20 protein-coding genes are annotated in these 25,615 nt (G+C 72.0%); 8 read left to right on the forward strand and 12 right to left on the reverse strand.

Annotation, left to right across the window (positions count from 1 at the left end; translation table 11 throughout):
* The 3 genes from ABZ721_RS11970 to ABZ721_RS11980 form a co-directional block, all read right to left on the reverse strand.
* Positions 1-210: hypothetical protein (locus ABZ721_RS11970; RefSeq protein ID WP_358788506.1), on the reverse strand; the 210-nt coding region annotated here is incomplete at its 3' end.
* Positions 211-232: 22 nt separating this feature from the next.
* A complete protein-coding gene (locus tag ABZ721_RS11975; protein WP_358788507.1) occupies positions 233-742 on the reverse strand; it encodes a protein phosphatase in 510 nt (169 codons plus the stop codon).
* Positions 743-1,086: 344 nt separating this feature from the next.
* Positions 1,087-1,479 carry a hypothetical protein gene (locus tag ABZ721_RS11980; protein WP_358788508.1) on the reverse strand — a complete coding sequence of 131 codons (393 nt, stop codon included), beginning with the start codon at positions 1,477-1,479 and terminating at the stop codon, positions 1,087-1,089.
* 337 nt (positions 1,480-1,816) lie between these two features.
* On the opposite strand from ABZ721_RS11980, the gene ABZ721_RS11985 reads away from it, so the two are divergent.
* Both ABZ721_RS11985 and ABZ721_RS11990 read left to right on the forward strand, forming a co-directional pair.
* Positions 1,817-4,129 (forward strand): molybdopterin-dependent oxidoreductase, encoded by a 2,313-nt coding sequence (locus tag ABZ721_RS11985; RefSeq protein WP_358788509.1) that lies wholly within the window; start codon positions 1,817-1,819, stop codon positions 4,127-4,129.
* 134 nt (positions 4,130-4,263) lie between these two features.
* On the forward strand, positions 4,264-4,815 hold the full coding sequence (locus ABZ721_RS11990; RefSeq protein ID WP_358788510.1) for an EF-hand domain-containing protein: 552 nt from the start codon (positions 4,264-4,266) through the stop codon (positions 4,813-4,815).
* A gap of 231 nt (positions 4,816-5,046) precedes the next feature.
* Here the strand turns inward: ABZ721_RS11990 and ABZ721_RS11995 are convergent, their stop codons facing one another.
* Positions 5,047-5,409 (reverse strand): hypothetical protein, encoded by a 363-nt coding sequence (locus tag ABZ721_RS11995; protein ID WP_358788511.1) that lies wholly within the window; start codon positions 5,407-5,409, stop codon positions 5,047-5,049.
* Positions 5,410-5,599: 190 nt separating this feature from the next.
* Positions 5,600-7,642: a glycosyl hydrolase gene (locus ABZ721_RS12000; RefSeq protein ID WP_358788512.1), complete on the reverse strand. Its 2,043-nt coding sequence runs from the start codon at positions 7,640-7,642 to the stop codon at positions 5,600-5,602.
* 644 nt (positions 7,643-8,286) lie between these two features.
* On the opposite strand from ABZ721_RS12000, the gene ABZ721_RS12005 reads away from it, so the two are divergent.
* Entirely contained in the window at positions 8,287-8,748 is a 462-nt protein-coding gene (locus ABZ721_RS12005; protein WP_358788513.1) for a hypothetical protein, read from the forward strand.
* Positions 8,749-9,284: 536 nt separating this feature from the next.
* Here the strand turns inward: ABZ721_RS12005 and ABZ721_RS12010 are convergent.
* The 5 genes from ABZ721_RS12010 to ABZ721_RS12030 all read right to left on the reverse strand — a co-directional run bounded on the left by ABZ721_RS12010 (position 9,285) and on the right by ABZ721_RS12030 (position 16,838).
* Positions 9,285-10,688: an erythromycin esterase family protein gene (locus ABZ721_RS12010; RefSeq protein WP_358788514.1), complete on the reverse strand. Its 1,404-nt coding sequence runs from the start codon at positions 10,686-10,688 to the stop codon at positions 9,285-9,287.
* 427 nt (positions 10,689-11,115) lie between these two features.
* Positions 11,116-11,580 (reverse strand): hypothetical protein, encoded by a 465-nt coding sequence (locus ABZ721_RS12015; RefSeq protein ID WP_358788515.1) that lies wholly within the window; start codon positions 11,578-11,580, stop codon positions 11,116-11,118.
* Positions 11,581-12,055: 475 nt separating this feature from the next.
* The gene (locus tag ABZ721_RS12020; RefSeq protein ID WP_358788516.1) at positions 12,056-13,036 is read right to left on the reverse strand and encodes a zinc-binding dehydrogenase; all 981 of its coding nucleotides are present in this window, start codon (positions 13,034-13,036) and stop codon (positions 12,056-12,058) included.
* Positions 13,037-13,119: 83 nt separating this feature from the next.
* Positions 13,120-13,704 (reverse strand): TetR/AcrR family transcriptional regulator, encoded by a 585-nt coding sequence (locus ABZ721_RS12025; protein WP_358788517.1) that lies wholly within the window; start codon positions 13,702-13,704, stop codon positions 13,120-13,122.
* Between the two features lie 131 nt (positions 13,705-13,835).
* Complete coding sequence (locus ABZ721_RS12030; protein ID WP_358788518.1) at positions 13,836-16,838, reverse strand: BTAD domain-containing putative transcriptional regulator; 3,003 nt, start codon at positions 16,836-16,838, stop codon at positions 13,836-13,838.
* Between the two features lie 70 nt (positions 16,839-16,908).
* On the opposite strand from ABZ721_RS12030, the gene ABZ721_RS12035 reads away from it, so the two are divergent.
* Complete coding sequence (locus ABZ721_RS12035; RefSeq protein ID WP_358788519.1) at positions 16,909-18,111, forward strand: hypothetical protein; 1,203 nt, start codon at positions 16,909-16,911, stop codon at positions 18,109-18,111.
* Positions 18,112-18,252: 141 nt separating this feature from the next.
* Here ABZ721_RS12035 and ABZ721_RS12040 read toward each other — a convergent pair whose 3' ends face one another.
* Both ABZ721_RS12040 and ABZ721_RS12045 read right to left on the reverse strand, forming a co-directional pair.
* Positions 18,253-19,209, reverse strand: coding sequence for a DUF4331 family protein (locus tag ABZ721_RS12040; RefSeq protein WP_358788520.1), 957 nt, complete (start codon positions 19,207-19,209; stop codon positions 18,253-18,255).
* A 389-nt stretch (positions 19,210-19,598) separates the two neighbouring features.
* Entirely contained in the window at positions 19,599-20,813 is a 1,215-nt protein-coding gene (locus ABZ721_RS12045; protein ID WP_358788521.1) for an ROK family transcriptional regulator, read from the reverse strand.
* A gap of 206 nt (positions 20,814-21,019) precedes the next feature.
* Here ABZ721_RS12045 and ABZ721_RS12050 point away from each other — a divergent pair, with 206 nt between their 5' ends.
* The 4 genes from ABZ721_RS12050 to ABZ721_RS12065 are packed head-to-tail and all read left to right on the forward strand — an operon-like array spanning position 21,020 to position 25,492.
* Positions 21,020-22,345: an extracellular solute-binding protein gene (locus tag ABZ721_RS12050; RefSeq protein WP_358788522.1), complete on the forward strand. Its 1,326-nt coding sequence runs from the start codon at positions 21,020-21,022 to the stop codon at positions 22,343-22,345.
* Entirely contained in the window at positions 22,342-23,343 is a 1,002-nt protein-coding gene (locus ABZ721_RS12055; protein WP_358788523.1) for a sugar ABC transporter permease, read from the forward strand. The genes ABZ721_RS12050 and ABZ721_RS12055 overlap by 4 nt, the downstream gene beginning before the upstream one ends.
* Positions 23,340-24,161, forward strand: a complete 822-nt coding sequence (locus tag ABZ721_RS12060; RefSeq protein ID WP_358788524.1) for a carbohydrate ABC transporter permease — start codon at positions 23,340-23,342, stop codon at positions 24,159-24,161. Before ABZ721_RS12055 ends, ABZ721_RS12060 begins: the two co-directional genes overlap by 4 nt.
* Positions 24,162-24,202: 41 nt before the next feature.
* Positions 24,203-25,492, forward strand: a complete 1,290-nt coding sequence (locus ABZ721_RS12065) for a Gfo/Idh/MocA family oxidoreductase (protein ID WP_358788525.1) — start codon at positions 24,203-24,205, stop codon at positions 25,490-25,492.
* Positions 25,493-25,615 lie beyond the last annotated feature (123 nt).

Raw genomic sequence — 25,615 nt, forward strand, 5'->3', positions numbered from 1 at the left:
CCCGACGTGCAGCAGGAACAGCGGTTCGCGGCCGTTGTCGACGATCCGCGACCGGTAGGCGTCGGCCAGCCAGTCCCACATGGCGTCACCTCGAAGGTCCGGGACGGTGCGCGGCTCCGGGCACACCACCAAGCCGGGAAGGTGCCCGCCCCGCAGCGTCCGCGCCCACCCCGGCTCCACCCCCGCCATCCCGCCGGCCCCACCGTCCATCCGGACGGTGGGGCCGAGCCGCTCAGCCGATGTCCAGGTCGGCGAGGAGGATGGCGAGGTCGAGACCGGTGGTGAGGTATTCCTCGAAGATCCCGTTGTTGAGGGCCCAGGGGGAACGCCGCTGCCGGATGAGGTCGATCGCGGTCGCCGGTGCGTAGCCCTGCTCGATGAGGGCCTGGCCTACGAGCAGGCCGGAGCGGTTGAAGCCGGCACAGCACCGGACCAAGGTGCGCTGCCCTTCGCCGATGGCCTGCGCCGTGTACTGGGCCAGTTGGTGGACGACGGCGAGCTGGGCGGAGGTGAGAGGGTCGTCGGGGATCTCGGCCACACGGTGCTCGACGCCGGGGGCAGGGCCATGGCCGGGGCGGGTGAACAGACTGATGACCAGTGCGAACTCACGGTCCACGACGGCTTGATGGACCTCGCCCTGGCTGTCCCTCCAGGAGTGGCCGCCCATCCACAGACCGGGCAGGATCTCGTTCCAGGGAGCCTGCGGCTCGGGGGTGCCGCGTTTCTGCTGACGTGTCCTCATGGGGATCCCCCTTCGCGAGACGCGGCAGACGCTCGTTGGTGTGCCCTCTGCTCGCATGATCCCTCGCACTTGCCCTCCGGGAGGCGGATCTCCCGGCCGTACGGGGCAGCTTGTGCCGGATCGTGGGCTCGGTCCACGGACGCAACAGAGCACACCGACGGCTCGGGAAGGTGAGTCCGCTGTCGGACGTGGCTCGGGGATGCGTTCCGTCGGCTGCGCGCACTCGGGCTGCTGCCCCGACCGGTCCATCGCCGCACCGACCAACGGATCACGCGACCCGGTGCCCGAGGCCGCCCCGGGCGCTGCTCACCCCCGCGTCGCGCAGCGCAGAGTCCTTCCCTCCGCTACGTCCGCTTGGGCCGAACTGATCCCGGACCATGCGGTCGGGTGACGCCGCTGGCGAAACGGGCCATCCGCTGACGAAGCCCCTTCCGGCGGCGCCCGGCGCCCACACGCGGCTGCGGCCCCCGTGCGTCCGGGAACTGCGCGGTGGTGAGGCTGCGCTGCCAGGGGTCGTCGGGCGACCGGACCGGGCTCTTGCGGTCCGCCTGCGCCCGCAACTCGCAGTGGGATTCGTAGGAGGTGATCCGGTACGCCTCGTTGTAGGCGGCCAGGGCGCCTGCGAAGGCGGTGCCGGCGACACCGCGGCGGCGCGCGACGGCCGCCACCCACCAGAGGAAGCCCATGATCGCGCCGAGGCATCCGGCGGCTATCAGGAACGGCAGCAGTCCACCCATGCCTTGAAGGTTACCGGGCAGGGAGCAGCCGGTCCGAGCACGGCGAGGTGGCCGTGGCCGTGCGCGGGGAGGGCCGAGACGGGGCTTCAGCCGCAGTGTGCCGCGGGGCAGGGCAGGGGCGCGGCTTCTGGGCTCCGGCGGCCGGGGGCTCGCGCCTGACGGCGCTGCGCGTCGACCCGGCCGGAGCTGCTGTGCATGGGCAGGCGCGGCCGACGGGGTTGGGTGGTGGGCCGCAGGGGAAGTCTCCGTCTCGCGGAGCGTCGACCGAAGGGAAGCCTCCTGCGCCGTGAGCAACCGCTGCCGAGGTCCGGGGAAGCTTCCGGAATGGAGTTGACGCATGGTGGAACGACGCCTGTCGGTAGCGACGCACTGGGGCAGTTTCGTCGCCGTCCTCGAGGCCGGCCGGTTGGTGCGCATCGAGCCCAGGGCCGACGACCCCGCTCCGTCGCCGATCGGCCCCGGCATGGTGACCGCCGCCGACGACAGCGCTCGCGTGTTACGTCCCGCCGTGCGGAAGGGTTGGCTCGACGGCAAGCCCCGCGCCCACGACACGGCCCGCGGCACGGACGCCTTCGTGGAAGTGAGCTGGGACGACGCGATCACGCTGGTGAGCGGGGAACTGCGCCGGGTGCGTGCGCAGCACGGCGACCGCGCGGTGTTCGGCGGATCCTATGGATGGGCCAGTGCGGGCGGATTCCACCAGGCGCAGGGGCAACTCCACCGGTTCCTGGCGCTGGGCGGCGGCTACACCGACTCCCGCAACACCTACAGCACGGCTGCGTTGGAGGTCATCCTCCCCCATGTGATCGGCGGGCATCCGTGGAGCTACCAGTCGCGGATGCCGATGTGGGACGAGATCGCCGACAACTGTGAGCTGGTGGTGGCGTTCGGCGGGCTGGCGCTCAAGAACAGCCAGATCAATCCGGGTGGGCTGGCCCGGCACCGGACGCAGGAGTTGCAGCGCCAATGCCGTGCGGCGGGGGTGCGGTTCGTGAATGTCAGCCCCATCCGCCGGGACACGGCCGGCTTCCTCGACGCCGAGTGGCTGCCCGTCGTCCCCAACACCGACACGGCCGCCATGCTGGGCATCGCCCACACGATGCTGGTCAACGGGTGGCACGATGCGGACTTCCTGCACCGGTGCTGCATCGGCTTCGACCGCTTCGCCTCCTACCTGCGCGGCGAGCTGGACGGCATCCCGAAGGACGCCGCCTGGGCGGCGGAGATCACGGGCGTCAGCCGTGAGGCGCTCATCGATCTCGCGCGTCGTCTGACCACCCAGCGCTCTCTCATCATGGTCAACTACGCGGTGCAGCGGGCCGACCACGGCGAACAGCCGATCTGGATGTCGGTCGTGCTGGCCGCCATGGCCGGCTCGATGGGGCGGCCCGGCTGCGGGTGGGGCGCCGGGTACGCGACGATGGACGCGACCGGCGTCGCCCCGGGCCGGGCCTTCGTCGCGACAGTACCCGCGGTGGCCAACCCGGTCGCGGACTTCATCCCGGTGGCCAGGATCGCCGACACCCTGCTGCATCCGGGCACGACCATCGACTACGACGGCCGGCGCCTCACCCTGCCGGAGCTCCGCCTGATCTACTGGTGCGGCGGCAATCCGTTCCACCACCACCAGGACCTGCACCGGTTGAGCCGCGCCTGGCAGCGCCCTGACACGGTGGTGGTGCACGAAGCCTGGTGGAACACCACGGCCAAGTTCGCGGACATCGTGCTGCCCGTCGCCACCACCTTGGAGCGCGACGACTTCGCCGCCGGATTCTCCGACCCCCACCTGGTCGCGATGCCGAAAGTCCGCGAGCCGGCGGGCGAGTCGCGCACCGACCACCGCATCTTCGCCGCCTTGGCCTCCCGGCTCGGTTACGAGCAGGAGTTCACCCAGTCGCGCTCCGAGATCGACTGGGTCCGCCACCTGTACGAGCAGACGCGAGCCCAACTGGGCGACGAGGCCGCCTTGCCGGGCTTCGACGACTTCTGGCGCGCCTCCACCGCCGAGCTGCCGGCGCTGACCGGACCGTTTCCCGGCAGCTTCGAGGAGCTGCGCTCCGATCCGCAGCGGTTCCCGCTGTCGACACCGTCGGGCCGGATCGAGATCTTCTCGCAGGAGATCGACTCGTTCGGCTACGACGACTGCGCCGGACACCCGGCGTGGTTCGCACCGGTGGAGTGGCTGGGTGCCGATCACGCGGACCGCTTCCCGCTGCACCTGATCTCGAACCAGCCCGCCTCCCGCCTGCACAGCCAGTACGACAACGGGGGCCACAGCCTCGATTCGAAGATCCACGGCCGGGAGCCCATGACGATCAATCCGCTCGATGCCGCGGCGCGCGGTATCGAGGACGGCGCGATCGTGCGCGTCCACAACGACCGCGGGAGCTGTCTGGCGGGCGCGGTCCTGTCGGACGACGTCATGCCGGGCGTCGTCCAACTGTCCACCGGGGCCTGGTGGGATCCGGTCCAGCCGGGCCGGAGCGGCACCTTGGACCGCCACGGCAACCCGAACGTCCTCACCGGGGATCGGCCGTGCTCGCGCCTGTCCCAAGGACCGAGCGCGCACAGTGCGCTGGTCGACGTCGCGCTCTACGACGGCCCACTGCCGGAGGTGCGCGCCTTCACCCCACCACCCCTCGAACAATGATCCGGCAACGTCCCGCCCCGGCGGGCCGGATGGCGCGTATCTCCACGTCACGCGCGTAGCGGGCGGGCTGTGGCCGGTCGGCTCGCCAGACGCCCATTTGCTCCTGCGTGACGACATGAATACTGTGCGCAATCGTGACTGCACTACAAGACCTCAAGTACGGCCAGTGGTTCAAGGGCGCCGACGTCGACGGCGACGGGTTCATCACCCAACAGGACGTCCGCAGGATGAGCGAGCGGTACCTCGCCGCGCGCGGCACCGCGCCGGACGCGGCCACCGCCCGCCGGCTCACCGAGGGTATGGACCTGTTCTGGACGAACGTGATCGCCCCGATGGATCAGGACGGGGACGGGAAGGTCGACCGGCGGGAGATGACCGAAGGGTTCCGGCGGGTCCTGACCGACCCTGCCCTGTACCCGGCGCAGATCGAGCCGGTGACCGACTGCTTCTTCGACCTCATCGACCTCAACGCCGACGGCAAGATCGACCAGGCGGAGTTCCAGCAGATGTTCGACGCCGTCGCCGGCGTCCCCGGCGAGGACTGCGCCGCGGTCTTCGCCGCGTTGGACCGGGACGGCTCCGGTGCGCTGGACCGTGCCGAATTCCACCAGGCGGTCACGGAGTTCTTCTACGGCGACGACCCGAACGCGCCGGCCAACCACCTGTTCGGCAGGATCGCCGGCTGACATCCCCCCACGCGGCCCGGCATCCGCACGCCCCCCACGGCTGGTGGGGGGCGTGCGGCGTGCGGACCTCGGGCCGGACAGCCCCAGGGCCCGCAGAACGCCGACCGGATCGACGCGGCAACGACGCACCGCCCGCGGCACATCCCGCGCTACGCCACCACGCGCACCACAGGCCTCGATCCGGCGACCCTCTGCGCCGAACCTGCTCCCAGGGCGCCGCTGAGGAGAAGGTCAGTGGGCCAGGAGCCCGATGACGAATCCCAGGATGCCGACGACGTCCCCGACCACCCCGAGCCACACCCTCCAGGGGGCGTTCTCGAGGCCCGGCCTCGGCGCCGCGTCGGCGCTGCCGCCGCCTTGCCGCATCGGGGCGTAGGAGCCGGACGGGCGGGCCGTTTTGGGAGTGAGCCACGACGGCGCCGCTGGTGTGCCCTGCCCGAAGGCGGCGCGGCGCTGTCGGTCGCGGGATTCGCGGACTCGTTTCACCGCCTCCCGCACCAGGGCCGCGTTGGCTGCCACGAGCAACGCCACCACCCAGGTCCACCAGGGCAGATACACGAAGTAGACGCTGTCGTTGTCGTTGTCGACGTTCATGGTCCCCCGTCCATGACGCGGTCGGCGCCCCGTCCAGCGGCCCTGCTACGACCGCTGGTCCTTTCGACTATGCCCGATTCCGGTGGGGCCGTCCCACCGGAATCCGCCTCCGGCCCGAACGCGCCCTGCTCCGGCCGCCGGCCGTACCCCGCCCGGCGCCGGCGCGGCACGCACCGGGGCCGGGGGTGGGTCAGGTGGCGGTGCAGGTGAGGGTGGGCGGGGGGTTGGGGCCGCTGAAGGTGCCGAGGAAGCCGAAGGACGCGCTGCCGGCGGCAGGCAGGGCGCCGTTGTAGGGCATATTGCCGGCGGTCACAAAGGCCCCCGTCTGGACGGCCGTGGCGTTCCAGGTGTTGGTGATCCGCTGGTTCCCGGCGTAGGTCCAGGTCACCGTCCACGACCTGATGGCGTGCGTACCGGCCCGGACGGTGACGTCGGCGGTGAAGCCCGTCCCCCAGGCGTTGGTGGTGGCGTAGGTCGCGGTGCAGGCCTCGGTGCCCGGTCCGGTGGTGGTGATGCTGAACGGGGCCGACGCCGCGGAGACGTTGCCTGCGGCGTCGCGGGCCTGGAGGGTGTAGCGGTAGGCGGTGGCGGCGGTCAGACCGGTGTCGGTGTAGGTGGTGGCGGTGGTGGTGCCGCCGATCCGGGTGCCGTCGCGGTAGACGTCGTAGCCGGTGACGCCGACGTTGTCGGTGGCGGCGGTCCAGGACAGGTGCACGGAGGTGGAGGTGGCGGTGCCCGTCAGGCCGCTCGGTGCGGTGGGGGCGCTGGCGTCACTCCCGCCGCCGGTGTGTTTGAAGTCCCCCAACTCGTCGAGCGTGGTCACGTACGGGTCGCGGTAGACGCGTTGGAGGAAGTCGAGGGAGTTGCTGGTGGTGTCCTGCTCGAACCCGGCCCAGGCGACGAAGTAGGCCCAGTCGGCGCGGTAGGCGCGCAGCAGGTCCGGGTCGGGGATGGTGCCCACCTCCGCCAACGCGGCGATCTTCGTGTCGCCGGTCAGGGACAGCTCCCGGTCGTAGGTGACCGCGACCGGGCCGTGGTCGCCGGCCGTGGGGTAGGAGTCGGCACTGACCAGGTCGACGACGTCGCTGCCGGGGTACCAGGCCGGGTCGACGGAGTTCCACACCCAGACCAGGTTGTGCAGGCCGTGCACGGTGGTGAGCCGCTCGTGCAGCAGCCGGTAGAGGGCTTTCGCGGGCCCGGGTCCCTTGGCGCCCCACCAGAACCAGCCGCCCTCGGCCTCGTGCAGCGGACGCCACAGCACGGGTACGCCCGCGTCCTGCAAGCGTTCGAGCTGGACGGCGATGGCGTCGATGTCGCGCAGCAGCAGTCGGTAGTCCGCGCCGGCGGGATCGGCGAGGGCGGCGGCCACGTCGAAGGTGGTGGCGTCGGTGTAGAAGCCGCGCCACCACTCCTTGCCCGGTTGGTCGATCAGGCCGCTGGGGGCGTTCCAGTGCCAGCACAGGCTCACGATGCCGCCCCGGACGTCCCAGGCGAGCGCGTGGTCGGTGTCGTGGCCGACCGTGCCGCGCTCCACCCGGCTGGGCGAGTAGTCCATCAGGTCCAGGCCCTCGATGGCCGGGGCCTTGCCGGTGGCGTTCTCCACCCACTGCGCGTGGGCGGCATCCTGCTGGCCGCTGAGGATGGTCTTGCCGTAGCCGGCGGCCAGGTACTTCGCCAGCGACTTCGCCTCGGGCGTGGCCTGCGGGTCGGTCAGCTCGCCGGTGACGGCGTGGGGCGGGCGCGGTGGTGCCGGGGTGAGCGCGATCGAGTCGATCAGGTACCAGCCCCAGTCGTTGCTGATGGTCACGGTATTGGCGCCGCTGCGGAGCAGCACGTTGCCGGCCGCCACCTCGGCGAACCCCGCGGTGCCCGGCAACGCGATCTCCCCCACGCCGGCATCGTTGACCAGCAGGTTGGCCTTCTTGTCGCCGAAGGGGCCGGCGTAGCGCACCGACAGCGTGTACAGGCCGGCGGGCTGGTCGGGCACGGTGATCGTCACCTGGTCGCCGGCCTGGTCGAAGTTCTCGACGTAGCCGGCGCCTTGGTAACCCGCGAGGGACGTACCGACGGTGACGCCGTTCAGCGCGCCGTCCTCGGCCTGGTACACCTGGGCCGCCGGGGCGTCGGCGGCCTGCGCGGGGGTGGGTTGCTGGAGCGCTGCCGCCGACAGGGCCAGCGCGCCGGCCAGCAGCAGTCCGCCTAATCTGCGGCGGCGCGTTGCGTGGGGGGACAAGGGAGCCTCCTCGTGCGGGGTGGGGAGGGTGCGACTCCCGTGTGGGAGCGCTCCCATCAAGCCAGGAGGACGTCCACCCGTCAAGCAGCGTGCAGGATTTCATCGGAGGGCGGCCACCGGCGGAGCGGGGTCGGCCCGACGAGGAGTCAGCACCCCTGGCGACGCAACCGGCGGTGAACGACCTGGCAGACGCGTGGGCTGGGGCACAGCAGCACCGGCGCCGACGAGACGCCGCGCGTCCTGCTCGGCCGCACCGGGCAGCCAGCTCCAGCTCCCGGTGGACGCCCTCAGTACTCCTACGCCCGCCGGGCGCCTGGGCGTCACCCCGACGGCGCCCCGTCAGCACACCAAGGCCCTGCGCGATGCGGGCCCAATGACCACGAGCCGTACGGGCGCGTCCGCGCTGCAGGTGCCGACGGCTCGGGGACATGAACGGCTCCGCGGAGTACACGGCAGCGCGTCGGGCGGGGACGGCGTTTAAGCGATGGCTTAAGTCCGTAGCCGGTGCACCCGATCACGAGCAGGATGCGTGCCGGAGCCCGGTTCGTGGAACCGGAGCGACGACCCGGGGCAGGGCAGACACTTCGGTGGGATCTGTCCCCGAGCACCTCGGTCGCCGCTTCGACGAGAGACAGGAGACGTCCGTGCACAACTTCGATGGGATGAAACGGCGCGCCCTCACCGCCGCCGCCGTCTGCGGGATCGTGGCCAGTGCCACGCTCTTCGGGGCAGGCACTGGGTCAGCCGCCGCGAACGCGGCGCCGCCCGGCTACTCCGGTCCGTTCCTGGGCGACTGCAAGGGCCACTGGGTCAAGACCATTCCCCTCCCGGACGGCTACGGGGAGATCAAAGTCTGGAAGGATCCGGCGGGCAGCGGCACGTACTGCGCCAAGACCTACGACAACCGTGAGGGCGACCACAACATGGAGGTCCGCCTGCGCCACTACGGGTGGGCGACCTGGTGGAACGACACGGGCGTGTACTCGACCTACGCCGGAGGCATCTACGTCTCCCAGGCCAACAGTTGGTGCACGTTTGTCGACGGATGGGTGGTGGTGAGCGGCACCAAGCACTGGGTGCCCGAAACCCTGGTCTGCGAGGACTGACCTGACTCTGCCGTGGGTGGCGGAGTTCCCGGTGCGGCAGAAGAGTCGACGGGCAAGGTCGGGTGGTTCCGCCGACCGGGGGGTGGGTCTGGCGCCGCACGCTCCGTCGTCCTCCGGCCGAAGCCGTTGACGAGCGGCCGCAAGCCGCTGGCCGTAGTCGGACGCGAGCAGCTCAGGAAGTGCCTTGTCGAGCAAGTCGGCGATCCGATGGATCGGCACCCAGACCGCCGGATCGTCGACAACATGGCTGAGGTCGGTCCTCTGGAGCTTCGCCAGCCAGTGCGACAGCACCAGTGCCTCATCTCATCACGCGTGAGCTTGATCATCACCTGGGTATCAATCATGCACACTCCTACAGCTCGGCCTGGCGGCCGCCGCACGAACCTCCTGGCCTTGCACCTTGACCCACGAGCGCAGGGTCACCCCGCACCCGTCCGACGCCACCCGCCCCGGGAGCCGGCACCGTCGGGTGGGACCGCTCCCCCGGGCGCCCCGCCCGCCGGCGCCGAGGGCGGGCGGACGGGGCGGCGGCGCGGTCAGCGTCGGCCGGTGGGTGAGGTGAGGAGCGTGGCCGCGGTGACCTGGTGCAGGTGGATGAGGAGGTCGTGCGTTCCCGCCAGAGCGACCCGAGGCTCCGTGTTGGGCGCGGGGTAGGCCGTGCCGATGAGCTTGACGGGGCGCGCGGTGGCCAGCCATGCGCGCGCCGCCGGCGGTGCGCTTCGCAGGTCGACGACGAAGTCGCGGGCGCGGACCTGGTCCAGCGTGTACTCCGTGCTGCCGGGCCGCGCCGCGCCCACGGTCACCTTCCGCATCACGCCATCCGGCCCGGTGGCGTTGAACGCGCCGCGGTCGAAGGTGGTGGCGACGCTCACGTAGCGGTCACCCAGCGCCTCGCGCAGGAAGGTGCCCTGGACCTTGGGGTAGGTGGCCGGCGTGTAGGTCTGCAAGGCCACGTGCGCGTTGTGGGCGGCCAGCAGGATCTTGCTCCCGGTGCGCTGCTGCCACCACACGACGTTCGCGGCCATGACCGAGTCGCGGTAGCGCATGCTCGCCGCCATCTCCTGCGGGTCGTGGTCGTCGTAGGCGAACAGGCGGGCCATCTGGTCGATCGCGGTGGCCTGCTGCACCGCCCATCGGTACGCCGCACCGTCCTCGCCCGGGCCCGGGCGCTGCCGCGCGAGCAACGCCACGGCGCGCGTCGTCCGCGCGGCGCGGGCCTGCCGCGCGGCGAGCGGCTGCGCCAGGTAGGTGGTGATGTACTGGTCCACGCTGGTGGCCGGGCGCAGGCCCTGGTAGAGCGCGGCCAGGCGCGCTGCCAGCTCGGGAGACGTCCGGGCCGCGTAGGCGTGCACCTGGTCGTACAGCTGCGGGCCGGCGTACGCGCTGTCGTTGCCCATGAAGCGCACCGGGTCGTCGGGGTGCTGGACGTTGTAACTGCGCATCCAGAGCACCAGGTCGCGGTATTCGGCGGTGTTCCAGCTGGCGTAGACGCTCTGGAACTCCTCGTCCATGATCTGGCGCAGACTCCCCGTGCCGTGCAGGACGTAGTCGTTCAGCCGTAGTCCGGCACTCCAACTGCCCTCCAGGGCGAAGGTGCGAAAGCCCTTCTCCGCCACGAGATAGCGGAACACCCGGTGCTTGAGCGTGAAGAACTCGTGCGAACTGTGCGTGGCCTCGCCCAGGCCCACGACCTGCGCGTCACCCACCATCCGGCCGAGGGCCCGCAGATCGTCGAGATCGCCCTGCGGGCTCGTGGAGCGCAGCGGGTGCGCGCTCCGGTCCAGGGCCGCGACCGGGGACGGGACGGCCGCGGCAACGCTAGGCGCGGACGCGGACGCGGACGCAGGGGCGGGTGCCGCGGTGGCGGCGGGCACGGCGACGAGCGTCGCACCGATCGACAGGAGCAGGAGGGCGGCCAGGGCCGGCGGGTGGATTCGCATGCCTCCAGACTGTCCGGGTCCAGGACCGGTGACCATGTGGCATGTCCCCGGTTCACCAGGGGGTTTGCCCTCCCGCGCGCCAGGGGTTCCCCTCCGTGCGGGTGTGCCCGGTCCACCGCGGCCCGGAGTGCTCCACCGTGGCAGGTGGGGGCGGGTGCCCTCCCGCCAGAGGCGCGCGGGGGGTGGGGTTCAGCCAGCCGCCCGGCACGCCCGCTGTGCGGCCCGTCGCCGAGAGGTGCGTGCTGAGTGACATGAGGACCGGATCGGGGCCGTCCTCGGCGGGGTGCCGCGAGCGCGGCAACCGCCCCACCCGCGAGGACGAACAGGCCGGGCCTTTAGCCGAACTGGCCCCGGCACAAAGTCGAGTCGGCGAAATGGATCCCCAGGCCGATGAGTTCGAATGTGGCCGGATTCCAGCCGAACCCCCTCAACTCGAACGGTAGGAACGGACGGGATCAGCCCATCCTCCGAGCCGACGGCAAACCCCGAAGCGCCGCGGAAGCCACCAGCGCCGACGGGCAGCCCCCGCATCAACCGTTGACCACTGGGGGCCGGCCAGGTCCTCCACGCCCCACCATGTCTTCACTGCCTTGTGACCGCCCAATCTCAGCAACGGCCACCGCGGAAGATGCAGGCCGACGAAGAACATCGACACGTCATCGCCGCACTTGGTCGTGTAGAAGTACCTTTCGACATCCGTATAGCTGGCGCCCAGTGCGCAGTCCAGGCCCATGGTTCCCCCGAGCCACGTCAGAGCCAGCTTGCCGCCGGCTGGGATCGAGGGAATCAGCACGGGGTTGAACCAGCGTTCGCGGTCCAGGCCACGGGTGAGTCCGGTTCGTGCAGCCTGGGCTACCACGATGTTGGTTGCAGGGCCCGTCCCGACGTTCACGAGCCACCACCTCGGCTCCCCACCGGCTTGCCCGCTTTCCCACATGAACTGGAGTACGGGCATGTGCGCCCGCCGACTGGACGTATACGCAACGATCAATGATCCCAGGGACACAAGTGCCGCCAAGATCGAAATTAAGAGAGCCAACACTGTCTTCCCCCTGGGCCGCGTCTTCAGCACATACCCAGAACACCGAGCGCATGAGCTACGAGGAGAAGGCGAAACCCACCGCCGCGCGAGGCCTGATCCCGGTGGGCCTCCTCGTCGCCGCACCCGTGGCGCTGATCGCCGGAGCGCCGGTTCGTCGCCGCTCCCTTCGCTCCGTCTGCCGGGACCAGGCCCCGGCCCTCCTCGACGCGGAGCACGGCCGCATCGGTGTCCACTGGTTCGCGGTCACCAACCCGGTGCTCGCTTGGCCCTGCTGGCCGACCGGGACTCTCGCCGCAGCCTGGCGCGCCGCGGTTGACCAAGGCGCTCAGCCGAGGACGACGACCATCTTGCCGAGGGCCTGTCCGGCCTCCATGACCCGGTGGGCTTCGGCAATCTCGTCGAACCGGAAGACCCGGGTGGGACGGGCCCGGAGGGTACCGGCCTGGACCTTGGCGTAGATCTGGTCCAACGGCACGTCGGTGAGCGGGAAGGCAGGGGTGCCCAGGACGAAGGCGCTGCCGAAGAAGCTGAGCCGAACGCCGCTGGGGAGGTCGGTGATCGGGTCGAAGTCCTGCACCGGCGCGAATCCGCCCAGGAAGCCGAGCTGGCACACCCGCCCGCGCGGTCGCACCAGCGCCAGCGAGTCGCGCAGCACCCGGTTGCCGACGACGTCGAACACCGCGTCGATGGCCAGGCCCCGCGCTCGGGCCTGGGCGGCCAGTGCGCCGTCGTCGACGAGCACGTCGGTGGCGCCGAGTTCTTTCAGCAGTGCCGCGTGCGCCGGGTTGCGGGTCGTGCCGAGGACGGTCGCGCCGTGGTCGACGGCGAGGTTGACGGCGGCCTGGCCGAGCGAGGACGTCGCCCCGCGCACGAGGACCGTCTCGCCCGGCTGCAGGTCCAGGTTGCCGAACAGGCCGCTCCACGCGGTCGCGTACACCTCGGGTACCGCGGCCAGGTCCGCCCAGTCCAGCGACGAGTGCACCGCCACCACGTTGCTCGCGGGCACGGTCACCCGTTCCGCGTAGCTGCCGTTGCGGGTCCGGCCCATGCCGCCGAGGAGCGCCACCACCCGGGTCCCGACGGGCAGGGCGCCGGAGGGGTCGGCCTCGACCACCCCGGCGCACTCGATGCCGGGGACGGCCGCCACCTCGCCCCAGGCTCCGCTGCGCATGTACGCCTCGGCGTGGTTGACGCCGAACGCCTGGACGCGGATGAGGACTTCGCCGGCGGTGGGGATCGGATCGGGCAGGTCGGTGAGGGTGAGGACCTCGGGGCCGCCGGGGGCGGCAATGACGATGGCCTGCATGTCACAATTCCATTCTTGAGTAGTCATTCAAGTATTGGGCCGAACAAAAGGCCACCGCGGACGGTGGCCCCTGTGGCGTGCGGTCAGCCGAGTGCGGCGAAGGCGTTGTCGACGATCGCCCGCAGGAGGACCTCGTCGGGGTTGGCCTTTCCGACGACCATCAGCCCCTGGCAGGTCGCGACCAGCAGCTGGGCGCTGCCCGCGCAGTCCAGCGCGGGACGCACCTGGCCCCGGCGCACCGCGTTCTGCAGTGCGTGGGCCATGCAGCGTTCGAGCCGGGCCAGATGGCCGCGGACGACGGCCGCCGCCTCGTCGTCCTCGGCGGCCTTCTCGATCGCCGTGTTGACCAGCAGGCAGCCCTGGCGGCCCTCGGGGCTGAGCAGGTCGCGCACCAGCCCGTCGAAGTAGCCGCGAATCTCGGCCACCGAGGCGCCGGCCGCCTCCAACTCACCGAGCTTCTGGGGGACGACCAGCGCGGAGTAGCGTTCCAGCGCCTTCACGAACAGCGCGTGCTTGCCGCCGGGGAAGGCACTGTAGAGGCTGCCCGGCTTCACGCCGGTCGCCTTCACCAGATCCTCGATGGACGTCGCCCGGTACCCGCGCTCCCAGAACCGCAGCATGGCTGCGTTCAGGACGGTGTCGGGCTCGAACTCGCGGGGTCGGGGCATGCGGCCAACATACATGAGCGGTCATTCAAGAACAACGGGGGGCAGTCGGCGCAAGGACGCTGCCCGGGCCCGCGGCAGGTGTCCATGCCGGGGCCCGCGGCCCTCCCGGGTCGCACGCGGCGTCGCCGGCCTCACCGGCCCGGTCGGCTCAGGGCCGCGGTCAACCGCAGGCGGATCTCGGCGGCCGTCGGCGAGCCCAGTTCCTCCGCCACGCCCAGGGCCTGCTGCCAGTGGCGGACGGCCGGCTCCCCTTCGGCGCGGGCCTGGTGGATCTGGCCGAGCAGGTCCAGGGTCTGGGCCTCGCCTGAGCGGTCGCCGCTGATCCGGCGGCACTCCAGCGCCTGCCGGCCGAGAGCCAGCGCCTGTTCGGTGTCGTCGGCCGCCAGGTGGGAGCGGGCCAGGGCGTCGAGGACACTGCCCTCCGGGCGGCGCTCGTCCCACGTACGGAACATCGTCAGCGCCCGCTCGAGGGCGGGCATGCTCCACGTCACCAGGCCCGCGTCGCAGTAGAGTTCGCCGAGGTTGGTCAGCGCGGTGGCCTCGCCCGGCTGGTCGCCGGACGCCCGGCAGATCGCCAACGCCGCCTGCTGGTAGCCGATCGCCTCGGCCTGTCGGCCCATCCGCCGCGAGGTGTTGCCGAGGTTGCTCAGTACGCCGGCCTCGCCGTTGCGGAAGCCGACCTCGCGCATCAGGGCGAGCGCGGCCACGTAGTGGCCGACCGCTGCCGGGTAGTGCCGCAGGTCGTGCTCCGCGACGCCCAGTCCCACCAGCAGCCGGGCTTCGGCCAGCCGGTCGCCGAGCACGCGGGCACTGGGCAGGGCCAGTTCGAGGCAGGTGATCCACTCCGCCCAGTGCCCGCGGGTCTCGAAGAATCCCCACAGGAAGCGCGCCAACTGCCAGGCGTGCCGGTGCCGGCCGGTCTGCGCCGCCGCCCTGATCACCGGGGCGAAGTTGCCGCGTTCGGTGTCGAGCCACGCCAGCGCGGCGGCCCGGTCGCGGAACTCCAATCCGGTGCTCGGCAGTCCGCTGTCGGCACGGTCGAGCCGTTGCGGGCGCAACCGTTCCTCCGCGTCGTCCACCGCCGCGAGGTAGAGGTCCAGCACCCGCCCCATGGCCGCACGTCGGTCGGTGATCTCCTCGGTCCGCCGGCACTCGCGGGCCGCGTAGACCTTGAGCAGGTCGTGCAGCCGGTAGCGGCCTGGCCGCGGTCCGTCGAGCAGTTGGCAGTCCACCAGGTTCTCGAGCAGCCGGTCCGTGACGGCCGGGCTCGTGTCGGAGAGCGCCGCCGCGGCGTGCAGCCCGATCTCCGTACCCGGGAAGAGGCCGAGCAGCCGGAACATTCGCCGCTGGGCCGGTTCGAGCGACCGGTAGGACAACGCGAAGGCCGCCGCCACGCTGCGGTCCTCCGCGGCCAGTTCGTCCAGCCGCCGGTCCTCGTCGGCCAGCCGGTCCCGTACGTGCGACAGGGTCCACCCCGGGCGGTGCCGCAGCCGGGCCGCGGCGATCTGCACGGCCAGCGGCAGCCCGCCGCAGGCCCGCACCACCTCGTCGGCGGCCCCCGGCTCGGCGGCGACCCGGTCCACTCCCGCGACCGCGCCGAGCAGCGCGACCGCGTCCGGGTGCGGCAGCATGCCCAGGCTCAGTACCTCACCGGCGTCCAGCCCGGACAGCCGGCGCCGGGAGGTGAGCAGGACCAGCGAGGTGTCCGACCCGGGCAGCAGGGGCCGGACCTGTTGGGCGTTCACGGCGTTGTCCAGCACCAGCAGGGCACGGAGCCCCGCGAGCCGCGACCGCCACAGCGCGGCCCGGTCGTCCGGCTCGGCCGGCACCCGCTCGCCCGGCACCCCCACCGCGAGCAGCAGTTTCTCCAGTGCGGCGGCCGCGGTCAGCGGGGGCCGGCCCGGGGTATGACCGTGCAGGTCGAGGTAGAGCCGCACATCCGGGTAGCCGTGTTGCAGCCGCCGGGCGGCGTGCACCGCGAGCGCCGTCTTGCCGACCCCCGCCATCCCGTCGATCGCGCAGACCCCCGACCGTGCGGCAGCCGCCGCGATCCGCCCGGTCTCGACCGCCCGGCCGGTGAAGTGGTCCGCGCCGCGCGGGAGGTTCATCCACGGCGCCCCGGCGCCTGCTGCGGGCTGTTGCGGTACGGGGCGGGACGCTGCCCGCTCCGCTGCGGGCCAGGCCTGCTGCCGCCCGGGCCCCGACAAACTCCCCTCCCGCCACCCCACTGCCGCCGCGCCCTGGACGGCCCCGGCCCCGCTCCCCGCCGCCGCCCCGGCGTCGTCCAGGAGCGTCGGGTCCGACCGCACGATCCGCTGCCGCAGGGCGCCCAGTTGCGGCCCCGGATCGAGTCCCAGCGCCTCAGCCAGCGCGGCGCGGGCCCGGTCGAAGGAGCGCAGGGCGTCGACCTGACGGCCGTCGCGGTACAGGGCCAGCATGAGTTGCGCCCAGGTCCGCTCCCGCAGCGGCTCCTCGTCCGCCAGCCGTCGCGCCGCCTCGATCGCCTCGTCGTGGCGCCGCTGGGCCAGCAGAACATCGACCCGGTCCCCGGCCACTGCCTGGCGCTGCTCGGTGAGCCAGGATCGCTGGGTACCGGCGAACGGCCCCGGGACCCCGCCCAGCGGTGGCCCCGCGAACAGGCCCAGCGCCTCACCGAACAGCCGCTCGGCTGCTCCGTTCTGCCCCGCCCGCCAGTGCGCGCGCCCCTGATCCCGCAGCCGCTCGAAGACCGCGAGGTCCGAGCCCTCGGCAGACAGCAGCAGCCGGTAGCCGGACGCGTGCGACTGCAGATGCCGGCCCGGCGAGCGGGGCGGCCGCAGCGGTTCCAGGACCCGGCGCAGCCCGGCGACGTAGGTGTGCAGGCCGCCCGCCGGATCCCGCGGCAGCCTCTCGCCCCACACGGCGTCGATCAGGTCACCGTGGTAGACGACCTGGTCGCGCCGCACCGCGAGCACCGCGAACACCGCGCGCTGCAACGGCGGCCCGAGCGGCGGCTCGCCGGCGCCCACGCACGCGCGCAGCGGACCGAGCAGCCGGACCGACAGCCGGCTGCGCGCGTCGTCGCCCTCCACACCCCACCCCCCGAACCCGCGGCCCGCGTCCGGCGCCGTGCGCGCCGCACGCGGGCGGGTCATCCAGACGCTGTCCAGACCGCCTTGCCAGGATGCCCGGCACACAGGACGCGTGGAAAGTCAGGAGCGTGTGATGGTGTCAATCAAACTCCGCAGGACGACAGGGAGCCGGACGGGGTGGCGCACGCGGCGGACGTGGTCGGCGCTGGTGTCCGCGCTGGCTCTGGGGGCGGTGGCACTGCTCGGCGCGCCGGCGGCGCACGCCGGACCCCGACCGGAGCCGTGGGTGTACTACGTCGGCGACGACGGCGCCCTGTGGGGCTTCACCCAGCAGACGGACGGCAGTTGGACGACCGCGGCACCCCAGGGGCCGACCGGCCAGACGCTGCCCGGCGCGCACGTGGCCGCGGCGCGGATCGCCGAAGGGCTGCCGTCGGTGTTCTTCGTCGGCGTGGACGGGGCGATCTACCAGGACTGTCCGCAGCTCACCAAGCCGGTGGCCATCACCGCCGCGCGGCTGGCGCCCCCGGGGGTGGCGATCGCCGCCGAGGTGGTGGGCGGACAGATCACCGTCGTCGCGGCGCGCCAGATCGCGAAGGCCACAACGAGCGCCCCCGCGCCGCTTGCGGCCCCCGCCCCGCAGGAGATCAGCAATCCCTGCTCGCCGCCGGTCAAGGTCCGGTTCAACACCTCCCCGGCCTACGCCGGCGGCGCGATGACCGCGGTCGGAACATCCAACGGCTACCACGACGTGTTCTTCGTGGACACGGCCGGGGCGGTGCGGGTGCAGTGGCAGGGACCGCAGGGAAGCACCCTGTACGAGAAGTCGCTGACCGCGCCCGGGACCGCCCAGCCCGGCGGCGGCATCACCGCGGTCAACACCCAGAGCCTCGGCGTTCCCGGTAGCGCCCTGACCCTGTTCTTCACCGGTCACGACGGCCAGGTACGGGTCGCCCACACCACGGAGCAGGGCTCGTTGACCGGCTCCGTACAGCCGAACACCAACGGGCCGGCGGATGCCCCGGACGGCGCGGCACTGTCGGCGGTGGCCGGGGCCAAGGGGCTGGCGGTCGGGTACGCGGCGTCCGACGGCGCCTTCTCGGTGGCCTACCTGTCCGCGAGCGGCACCTGGCAGAAGACCTACCGCACCGACGCGGCCGCCGACTTCGCCGCGGGCGCGCCGTCCGCGGTCACCGCCGGCGCCGACGGCGACTACGACTGGTACTGCGGCAACGGCCTGCGCCCCGTCCACCTGCACGGCCCGCTGCCCGGCCCGAAGTGGGAGGACGTCGGCCTGCCGAACGTGGCAGTCGGGGCGTCCTTCGCCGCCGCCTGACCCACCCGGCGAGGACACCGGGGGCGCGGCCCCGCCCGGACCACCTGGGCGGGGTCGCGCCGCGTCGCAGGGGCCGAACGGTGCGGGCATGCGCGCGGTGGGAGAGTGTCGGCGCGGCGGCGTCGGTTCACGTCCTTCGTGTCAGTGCGGGCTCCCCAGGAAGGGGAAGTCGGTGCGCAGGTCGGTGTGGGGGCGTAGCCCGTCGTGGGGTGCCGAGCCGTTGGTCAGCTGAGCGATCCCCAGGTTGATGACGTCGTCGGTGAGGTTGCGGCCGTTGGGGAACCCCTCGGCGCTGGTGAAGTCGTACGGCAGCAGGTCGGGGAGCAGGCCCTCCGCGAGGGTGGCGGCCCGCTCGCGGGGGTGGCCGGCGTGCTCGAAGACGCGGGTGAACTTGTCGAGGAAGCGCTCGCGGTCGTGGGCCGGCTCCTGCTGGTTCCACACGCGTTTGTCGTCGTCGCTCTGGTTGAAATTGGCGTCGATACCGGGCTGCCCAGCCCGATCGCCCTGCACCAGCCGGCCGTCGTGCGGCACCAGGACCCGGGCCCAGACCCCCACGCGCGGGTTCGGGCCGAGTGCGCGGTTGGGGACTTCCAGCACGATGCCGAACACGTTCTTGTCGGCGAAGAAGTCCTGGCCGGTCCACTGGAACTTGTCGGCCCCGCCGATGGGGTCGGCGAAGAACGGGTCGCTGCGGAGCCCGGCAAAGAATCGGTAGTCGCCGACCGCGGTGATCTGCGGCTCGGCGCCGAAGGTCACCGGGGCGTCGCGCAGGATCGTGTCCCCGGCGTCGAGGTCGGCTGCGGCCTCCCGGCCGGTCGCCAGTTGGAGGCCGGCGGTCTGCGTGTGCTCCTGGACCGGTGAGAAGCGGACGCGGAAGGCGATGTCGGTGATCGCGTCGGCGTCGGTGTCGACGCCGAACTCGTAGACGGACTCGTGGTCGACGGCGTCGTCGGTGATCGGTGAGGTCGGATTGATGTTCATCACCAGGATCGTCTTGCTCGCATCGCCGGGCTTCTGGAAGGCGTAGAGGTCGGTGATGTGGCTTCGGGGATCCCTGCTCGTGGGGCTGATGCCCAGGCCGGAGACGTGGTGTGCCATGGCGCGACTCCCATCAGGTGGAGGTGCGGACCGAATTGCGCGGCGGTGCGGTGGGGCGGTGCCGGTTCAGCGCGGGAAGCGCAGCGCCTCGGCAGGGCCCTCCCGCCTGGAACGATCACCCGGTGCGCGCCGTGGCGTAGGTCGTCGCGTCCCTCATGGCGTGAGGAACGTCGAGAGTACGATCTGCCAGTCGACCGCGGCTGTACATCCGTCATCCGACGTATTCCGCTGGACCGTGTGCCGTCGTCCTCCCCGGTCCCGAAGAGTGGCGGTCCTGAAGCGGCTACCAGGTGACGGGAAGGCGGGCGGGGCTCGCGCGCTGTGGGCCGGGGCTACAACGCGGTACCGAGGTGGGTCCGTGCCGCTCCGGCGGCGGGCACGACGGCCGGTCAGGGAGAGGCGCTGCCCTGCGCTGGGGGCTCGAATGCCCCTCGGTTGAGGGGGCGGCCCGTGGCGGGTGCACCGGCGACGCCGGTGTGGAGGACGGGGCCGACCGCGCTCGTGGTGCGAGCACCGAACAGCTCGGCGTTGAGGTGTTCCAGGGCCAGCCGGACGGCCCCGAGAGCAACCGCCTCCACTCCGACGGTCGAGGCCGCGACCTGCGGCGGGTCCAGACAGAGCTGGTCGAGATGGACCCGGACCGGCTCGGCGAGCGCCTCGCCGGCCTGGGAGAGTCCGCCGCCGATGACCACGAGATCGGGGTTGACCGTCAGGACCATGGCCGCGATGCCCTGCGCGAGGACGCGGGCGAAGCGGTCGACGCGGGTGGCCGCCTCGGTGTCACCGCCCTGCGCATCGGCGAAGATCCGCGCCGGGTCGGGGGCGGCGCGGACGTCGTTCATCGCGTCCCCCTCCCAGCCCAGGACCGCGAGTGCGCCGATCTCGCCGGCGGCCCCGCCCCGGCCACGGTGGAGCCTGCCGCCCAGAACCATGCCCGCGCCCGATCGTCTGCCGGTGATGAGCTGGATGAAGTCGTCCGCGTACCGCGCGGCGCCCCGCCAGTGCTCGGCAAGAGCGGCCAGGTTCGCGTCGTTCTCGACGTAGGCGGGGCACTCGAACCAGCTGCCCGCGATCCCCGCCAGGTCTACGCCGTTCCACTCGGGAAGCGGGGTGGACATCCGGATACGTCCGTGCGCATCGACGATGCCGGGCACACCCAGGCACAGGCCACGCAGCCGAACTTCCGGGTACGCGGTCAGGAAGGCCTCAGCGCGGTCGCGGATGCCCTCCAGCCGGTCCGGACCGCCCAGGCCCGGCGCCACGTCGGCGCTGCCGGATGCGACCACGGCGCCGTCCAGGTCCGCCAGAACCATACGGGCGCTGCTGACGCCGACGTCGATGCCGAGCACGTGGCCGGCCTCGGCGCGGAAGCGGTAGCGGCGCGCGGGACGGCCGATGCTCCGTTCCGGGGCGACCTCCTCGATCCAGCCCGCCTCGCCCAGCTCGGCGATCACGACGTCGACCGTCTGACGGGACAGCGCAGCCACCCGGCCGATCTGGGTGAGCGTCATCGGCTCGGCGTTGCGCAGCACCCGCAGCACAGCTTCGACGTTCAAGCGCCGCAGCAGGGCGGGGTCGCCGCCCGTGAGACCGGTGCCGTTCACGAGACCTCGCTTCTGGTCCTGGCCGCCCCCTGCGGCCTGCCGCTCATCATACGCGAGGTAGTTACGTAACGGTATTGCATAACCGTCTTGACCGGAGACGCAGACCACTCCTAGCATCGCCTCAGTTTCGCAACAGCTCGACATAATTAGGTCGGGCCTTCACCCCGGCCGTGCCCCGCAGGCCGACCTGCTTCGAGGAGCTCCCGATGTCCGCAAGATCCCTCCGCCGCACCGCGGCGATGTGTGCCCTGCTGGTGGCGGCCACCGGCCTGACCGCCTGCAGTGGCCTGACACCGGGCGGCGGTGCATCGAGCGCGACCCCCTCCGGGCCGGTCTCCACCGCGCTGCCCACCGGCAAGGCCACGCTCACCATCGCGAGCTCCGAGAACGCCGGCACCACCAAGGCCCTGGCCGCCGCGTTCCACGCCAAGCACCCGAACATCACGGTGGACTTCCAGTACACCGGTGTGGACGACTACAACAAGAGCCTGAACCTCAAGCTGTCCTCGGACAACCCGCCCGACCTGGCGCTGCTGAACAAGCTCGGCACGACCGTCAAAGCGAACCTGATCCGCAGCCTCGACCCGTACGTGCAGGCCTACGGCTGGGACGCCAAGTACCCGAGCACCCAGCTCGACCAGTGGCGGGCCTCGGGCGACGGCAAGCAGCTCGGCACCGGCCACCTGTGGGCGGGCCCGGCCGGGTTCTCCGTGGTCGGCGTCTACTACAACAAGGAGCTGGCGGCCAAGCTCGGCCTCGGCGTCCCCGCCGGCCGGGCCATGTTCGACGCGGCGCTCACGAAGGCCAAGGCCGGCGGCGTACTGCCGGTCCAGCTCGGCAACCTGCAGGGCCACTCCTCCTTCATCGTCCAGTCGATCGCCGACTCCGTCGACGGTGCGGCGAAGACCAGCGACTGGGTGAACGGCAACGCCGGCTCGACCATCAAGACCTCCGGCGGCTCCGACGGAGCGAACACCCTCGCTGCCTGGGCCAAGCAGGGGTACCTGCCGGACGGCGCCAACGGCACCGACCTGGCCGGCTCGGTCGCCGAGTTCACCAAGGGCAAGGGCCTGTTCCTCTTCGACGGCAGCTGGGACGCCCAGACCATCGACAAGGCGCTCCACGGCAAGGTCGGCTTCCTCCCCTTCCCCGGCGTCGACGGCAAGGCGACCGGCATCGGCACCTCGGTCGCCTACGCCATCCCCGCCAAGGCCAAGAACCCCGATCTCGCCGCGGCCTTCCTCGACTTCATGAACACCCCCGAGGCCGCGCAGATCCAGTTCTCCACCGGCTTCCTGCCCGTCGCCCACGCGGACACGGTCAAGGCGGACGCGGGCAACGTCATGAACGACATCGCCCAGGCCTGGAGTCGCGTCAACCAGGACAACGGCCTGGTGAACTTCTTCGCCAACACCGGCGCCACCATGAACGACACCCTCACCTCCCAGAGCCAGCAGCTCATCGGCGGGAAGATCGGCCCGGACGCCTACCTCGACGCACTGCAGAACGCTTGGACCAAGGACCACCAGTGACCAGCACTCCCCCGCACCCGCACCCGTCGGCGGCACGGCGTCGGGACTCCTCCGCCCAGGACGGTCCCCGCCGGCTGCGGCACCCGCGGGCCGAGGCAGCCACGCCGACCCGCACCCTGCACACCGGCCCCCGCCGCCCCCGCTCCCGCCGCATCGCCTACCTGTACCTGGCCCCCGCGCTCGCCCTGTACACCGCCTTCGTCGTCCTGCCCTGGCTGCACACCATGTGGCTGTCGCTCTTCGAGTGGGACGGCGTCACCCCCGGCACCTGGGCCGGCCTCGACAACTACCGCGCCGTGCTGGCCGACCCCGCGCTGCGCGCCTCGATCCTGCACGCGCTCGGATTCATCGGCTTCTACTCGCTGCTGCCGATCGCCCTGGGCCTGCTCCTCGCCGCCGTCATCGGCGGCCGGAGCGGACGCCGCTACCCGGTCAGCCGCACCATCCTGTTCCTGCCGCAGATCATCCCGCTGGTCGCCGTGGGAGTGACGTGGAAGTGGATGTACGCCACCGACGGCATCGTCAACCAGACGCTGCGCCTCGTCGGCCTCGGGTCGATCACCCGCGCCTGGCTGGGCGACTTCACCTGGGCGTACGTGGCGGTCGGACTGGTCGGCACCTGGGTGATGCTGGGCCTGTGCCTGATCGTCTTCCAGGCGGGCATCCAGAAGATCGACAGCAGCCTGTACGAGGCCGCCCGCCTCGACGGTGCGGGCCCGGTCGCCGAATTCTTCGCCGTGACCCTGCCGGGGCTGCGGGCCGAGATCGCCGTGGCGATGACCATCACGGTCATCTCCGCGCTCGCCAGCTTCGACGTCGTGTACGTCACCACCGGCGGTGGCCCCGGGGACTCCACCACGGTTCCCGGCGTCCTCATCTACCGACTCGCCTTCACCAACGGCGAGGTCGGGGCGGCCTGTGCGCTCGCCGTGGTCCTCAGCGCCCTGATCGCCCTGATCGTCCTCGCGATCAGCCGCATCACCCGGGAGAAGACATGACCCGCCGCTTCGAAGGCCTCGCCGGCCGGGCCGTGATGGCCGCCTTCACCCTCGCGGTCATCGTGCCGTTCGCCGGCATCGTCCTGGCCGCCCTCAACCCGCCCGGCACCGTCGTCGGCGGCCTCGCCTGGCCCACCCACCCGACCCTGGCCAGCTTCAGTCAAGCCTGGTCCGCCGCCGGCTTCGGCCAACTGCTGCGCAACAGCGCCGTCATCGCCCTCGGTGTCGTCCCGCTCGCCCTGGTGTGCGCCTCCCTGGCCGGGTACGCCTTCGCCACCCTGGAGTTCCGCGGCCGCAAGGTGCTCTTCGGCTTGCTGATGCTGGGCCTGGCGCTGCCCTACGAGGCGGCCGTCGTCCCGCTCTACTACGACCTGCGCGCCCTCGGCCTCACCGACACCCCCCTGGCGCTGATCTTCGCCCTGGTCGGCCTGTTCATGCCCTTCGGCGCGTTCTGGATGCGCGAGCAGTTCCTCGCGCTGCCCAAGGAGATGCTCGAGGCCGCCGCCGTCGACGGTGCCGGCAGTTGGACGGTCCTGTGGAAGGTCCTGCTGCCCTGCGCCAAACCCGCCCTGATCACCCTCGGTCTGCTCTACTTCCTCTGGGCCTGGAACCAGTTCCTGCTCGCCCTGATCCTGATCCAGGACCCGCGCGGGCGCACCGCCCCCGCCGGACTCGGCTTCTTCGTCGGCGCGCACACCATCGACGTTCCCCTGCTGTCCGCCGCGACACTGATCGTCATCGCGCCCGTGGTCGCCGTCTACCTCTTCTTCCAACGCCACTTCGTCGCAGGACTCCTCTCCGGCGCCGTCAAGGGCTGACGACCCGCCCCTTCCGCTTCCGTCCTGAAGGACACACCGCCATGAGCCATGCCCCATCGCCTGCCACCACCCCGTCCCGCATAGCGGGCGAGCCATTGCGGCTGCTGCTGATCGGCGCCGGGAGCCGCGGCTCCACCTACGCCACCTACGCCGCCGCCACCGGCCGCGCCCAGGTCATCGCCGTCGCCGAACCCCACCGCGGCCGGGCTGCGGCCGCCCGCGAACGCCATCCCGGCGCGGAAGTCTTCGACGACTGGCGCACCCTGGCCGAACAGGCACCCCCCGCCGACGCCGTCATCATCGCCACCCAGGACGCCGAGCACCGTGCACCGGCCGTCCGCTTCGCCGAACTCGGCTACCACATCCTGCTGGAGAAGCCGATGGCCACCAGCGAGGACGACGCCCGGCAGATCGCCGAAGCTGTCGAGAAGGCCGGTGTGATGCTCGCCGTCTGCCACGTCCTGCGCTACACCCCCTACACCCAGGGCGTGAAGGCCGTCATCGACTCCGGACGACTGGGAGACGTCGTCAGCGTCGAGCACCTGGAGCCGGTCGGCTGGTGGCACCAGGCCCATTCCTACGTCCGCGGCAACTGGCGGCGCGAGGACCAGGCCAGCCCCATGCTGCTCGCCAAGTCCTCCCACGACCTGGACTGGATCTCCTACATCGTCGGCGCGCCGGTGCGCAAGGTGTCCTCCTTCGGCTCCCTGATGCACTTCCGCGCCGAGAACCGCCCCACCGGCGCGGCCGACAACTGCCTGGACTGCCCGGTCGAATCCAGCTGCCCCTACTCCGCGAAGCGGCTGTACCTCGGCTGCCTCGGCGACGCGGACCGTGAGCGCTGGCCGCTGTCCGCCGTCACCGACGCACGCACCCCCGAGGGCGTCGAGCAGGCCCTGCGCGAGGGACCGTACGGGCGGTGCGTGTACGCCTGCGACAACGACGTCGTCGACCACCAGGTCGTCAGCCTCGAATACGAGGGCGGCACGACAGCCTCCTTCACCATGACCGGCTTCACCCCCTTCACCCACCGCAAGACCCGCATCTTCGGCACCCGGGGCAGTCTCGAAGGGGACGGCGTCCACGCCACCGTCACCGACTTCGTCACCGGCCACGAGGAGACCCTCGTCCTCGGCGTGGACGGCCCCGATGCCGGCAGCGGCCACGGCGGGGGCGACGAACGCCTCGTCGACGCCTTCCTCGACGCCCTGTCCACCGGTGACCGGGCCCACATCCTCTCCGACCCCGCGACCAGCCTGGAGAGCCACCTCGTCGCGTGGGCGGCCGAACACGCCCGCCACACCGACACCATCCAATACCTGACGGGCTGACCGCACCACACCCCCTCGCAGCCTCCGCCACCGGCGCAGCCCCCCGGCCTGCCCGGCCGGAACCCGGCTCCCCCGGCGCTCCCCACGCCCCGGCGGCATGAGCTCGGCCACGCCCACCCCAGA

This window comes from Streptomyces sp. NPDC006733, from assembly GCF_040636125.1.
GTDB lineage: Bacteria > Actinomycetota > Actinomycetes > Streptomycetales > Streptomycetaceae > Actinacidiphila.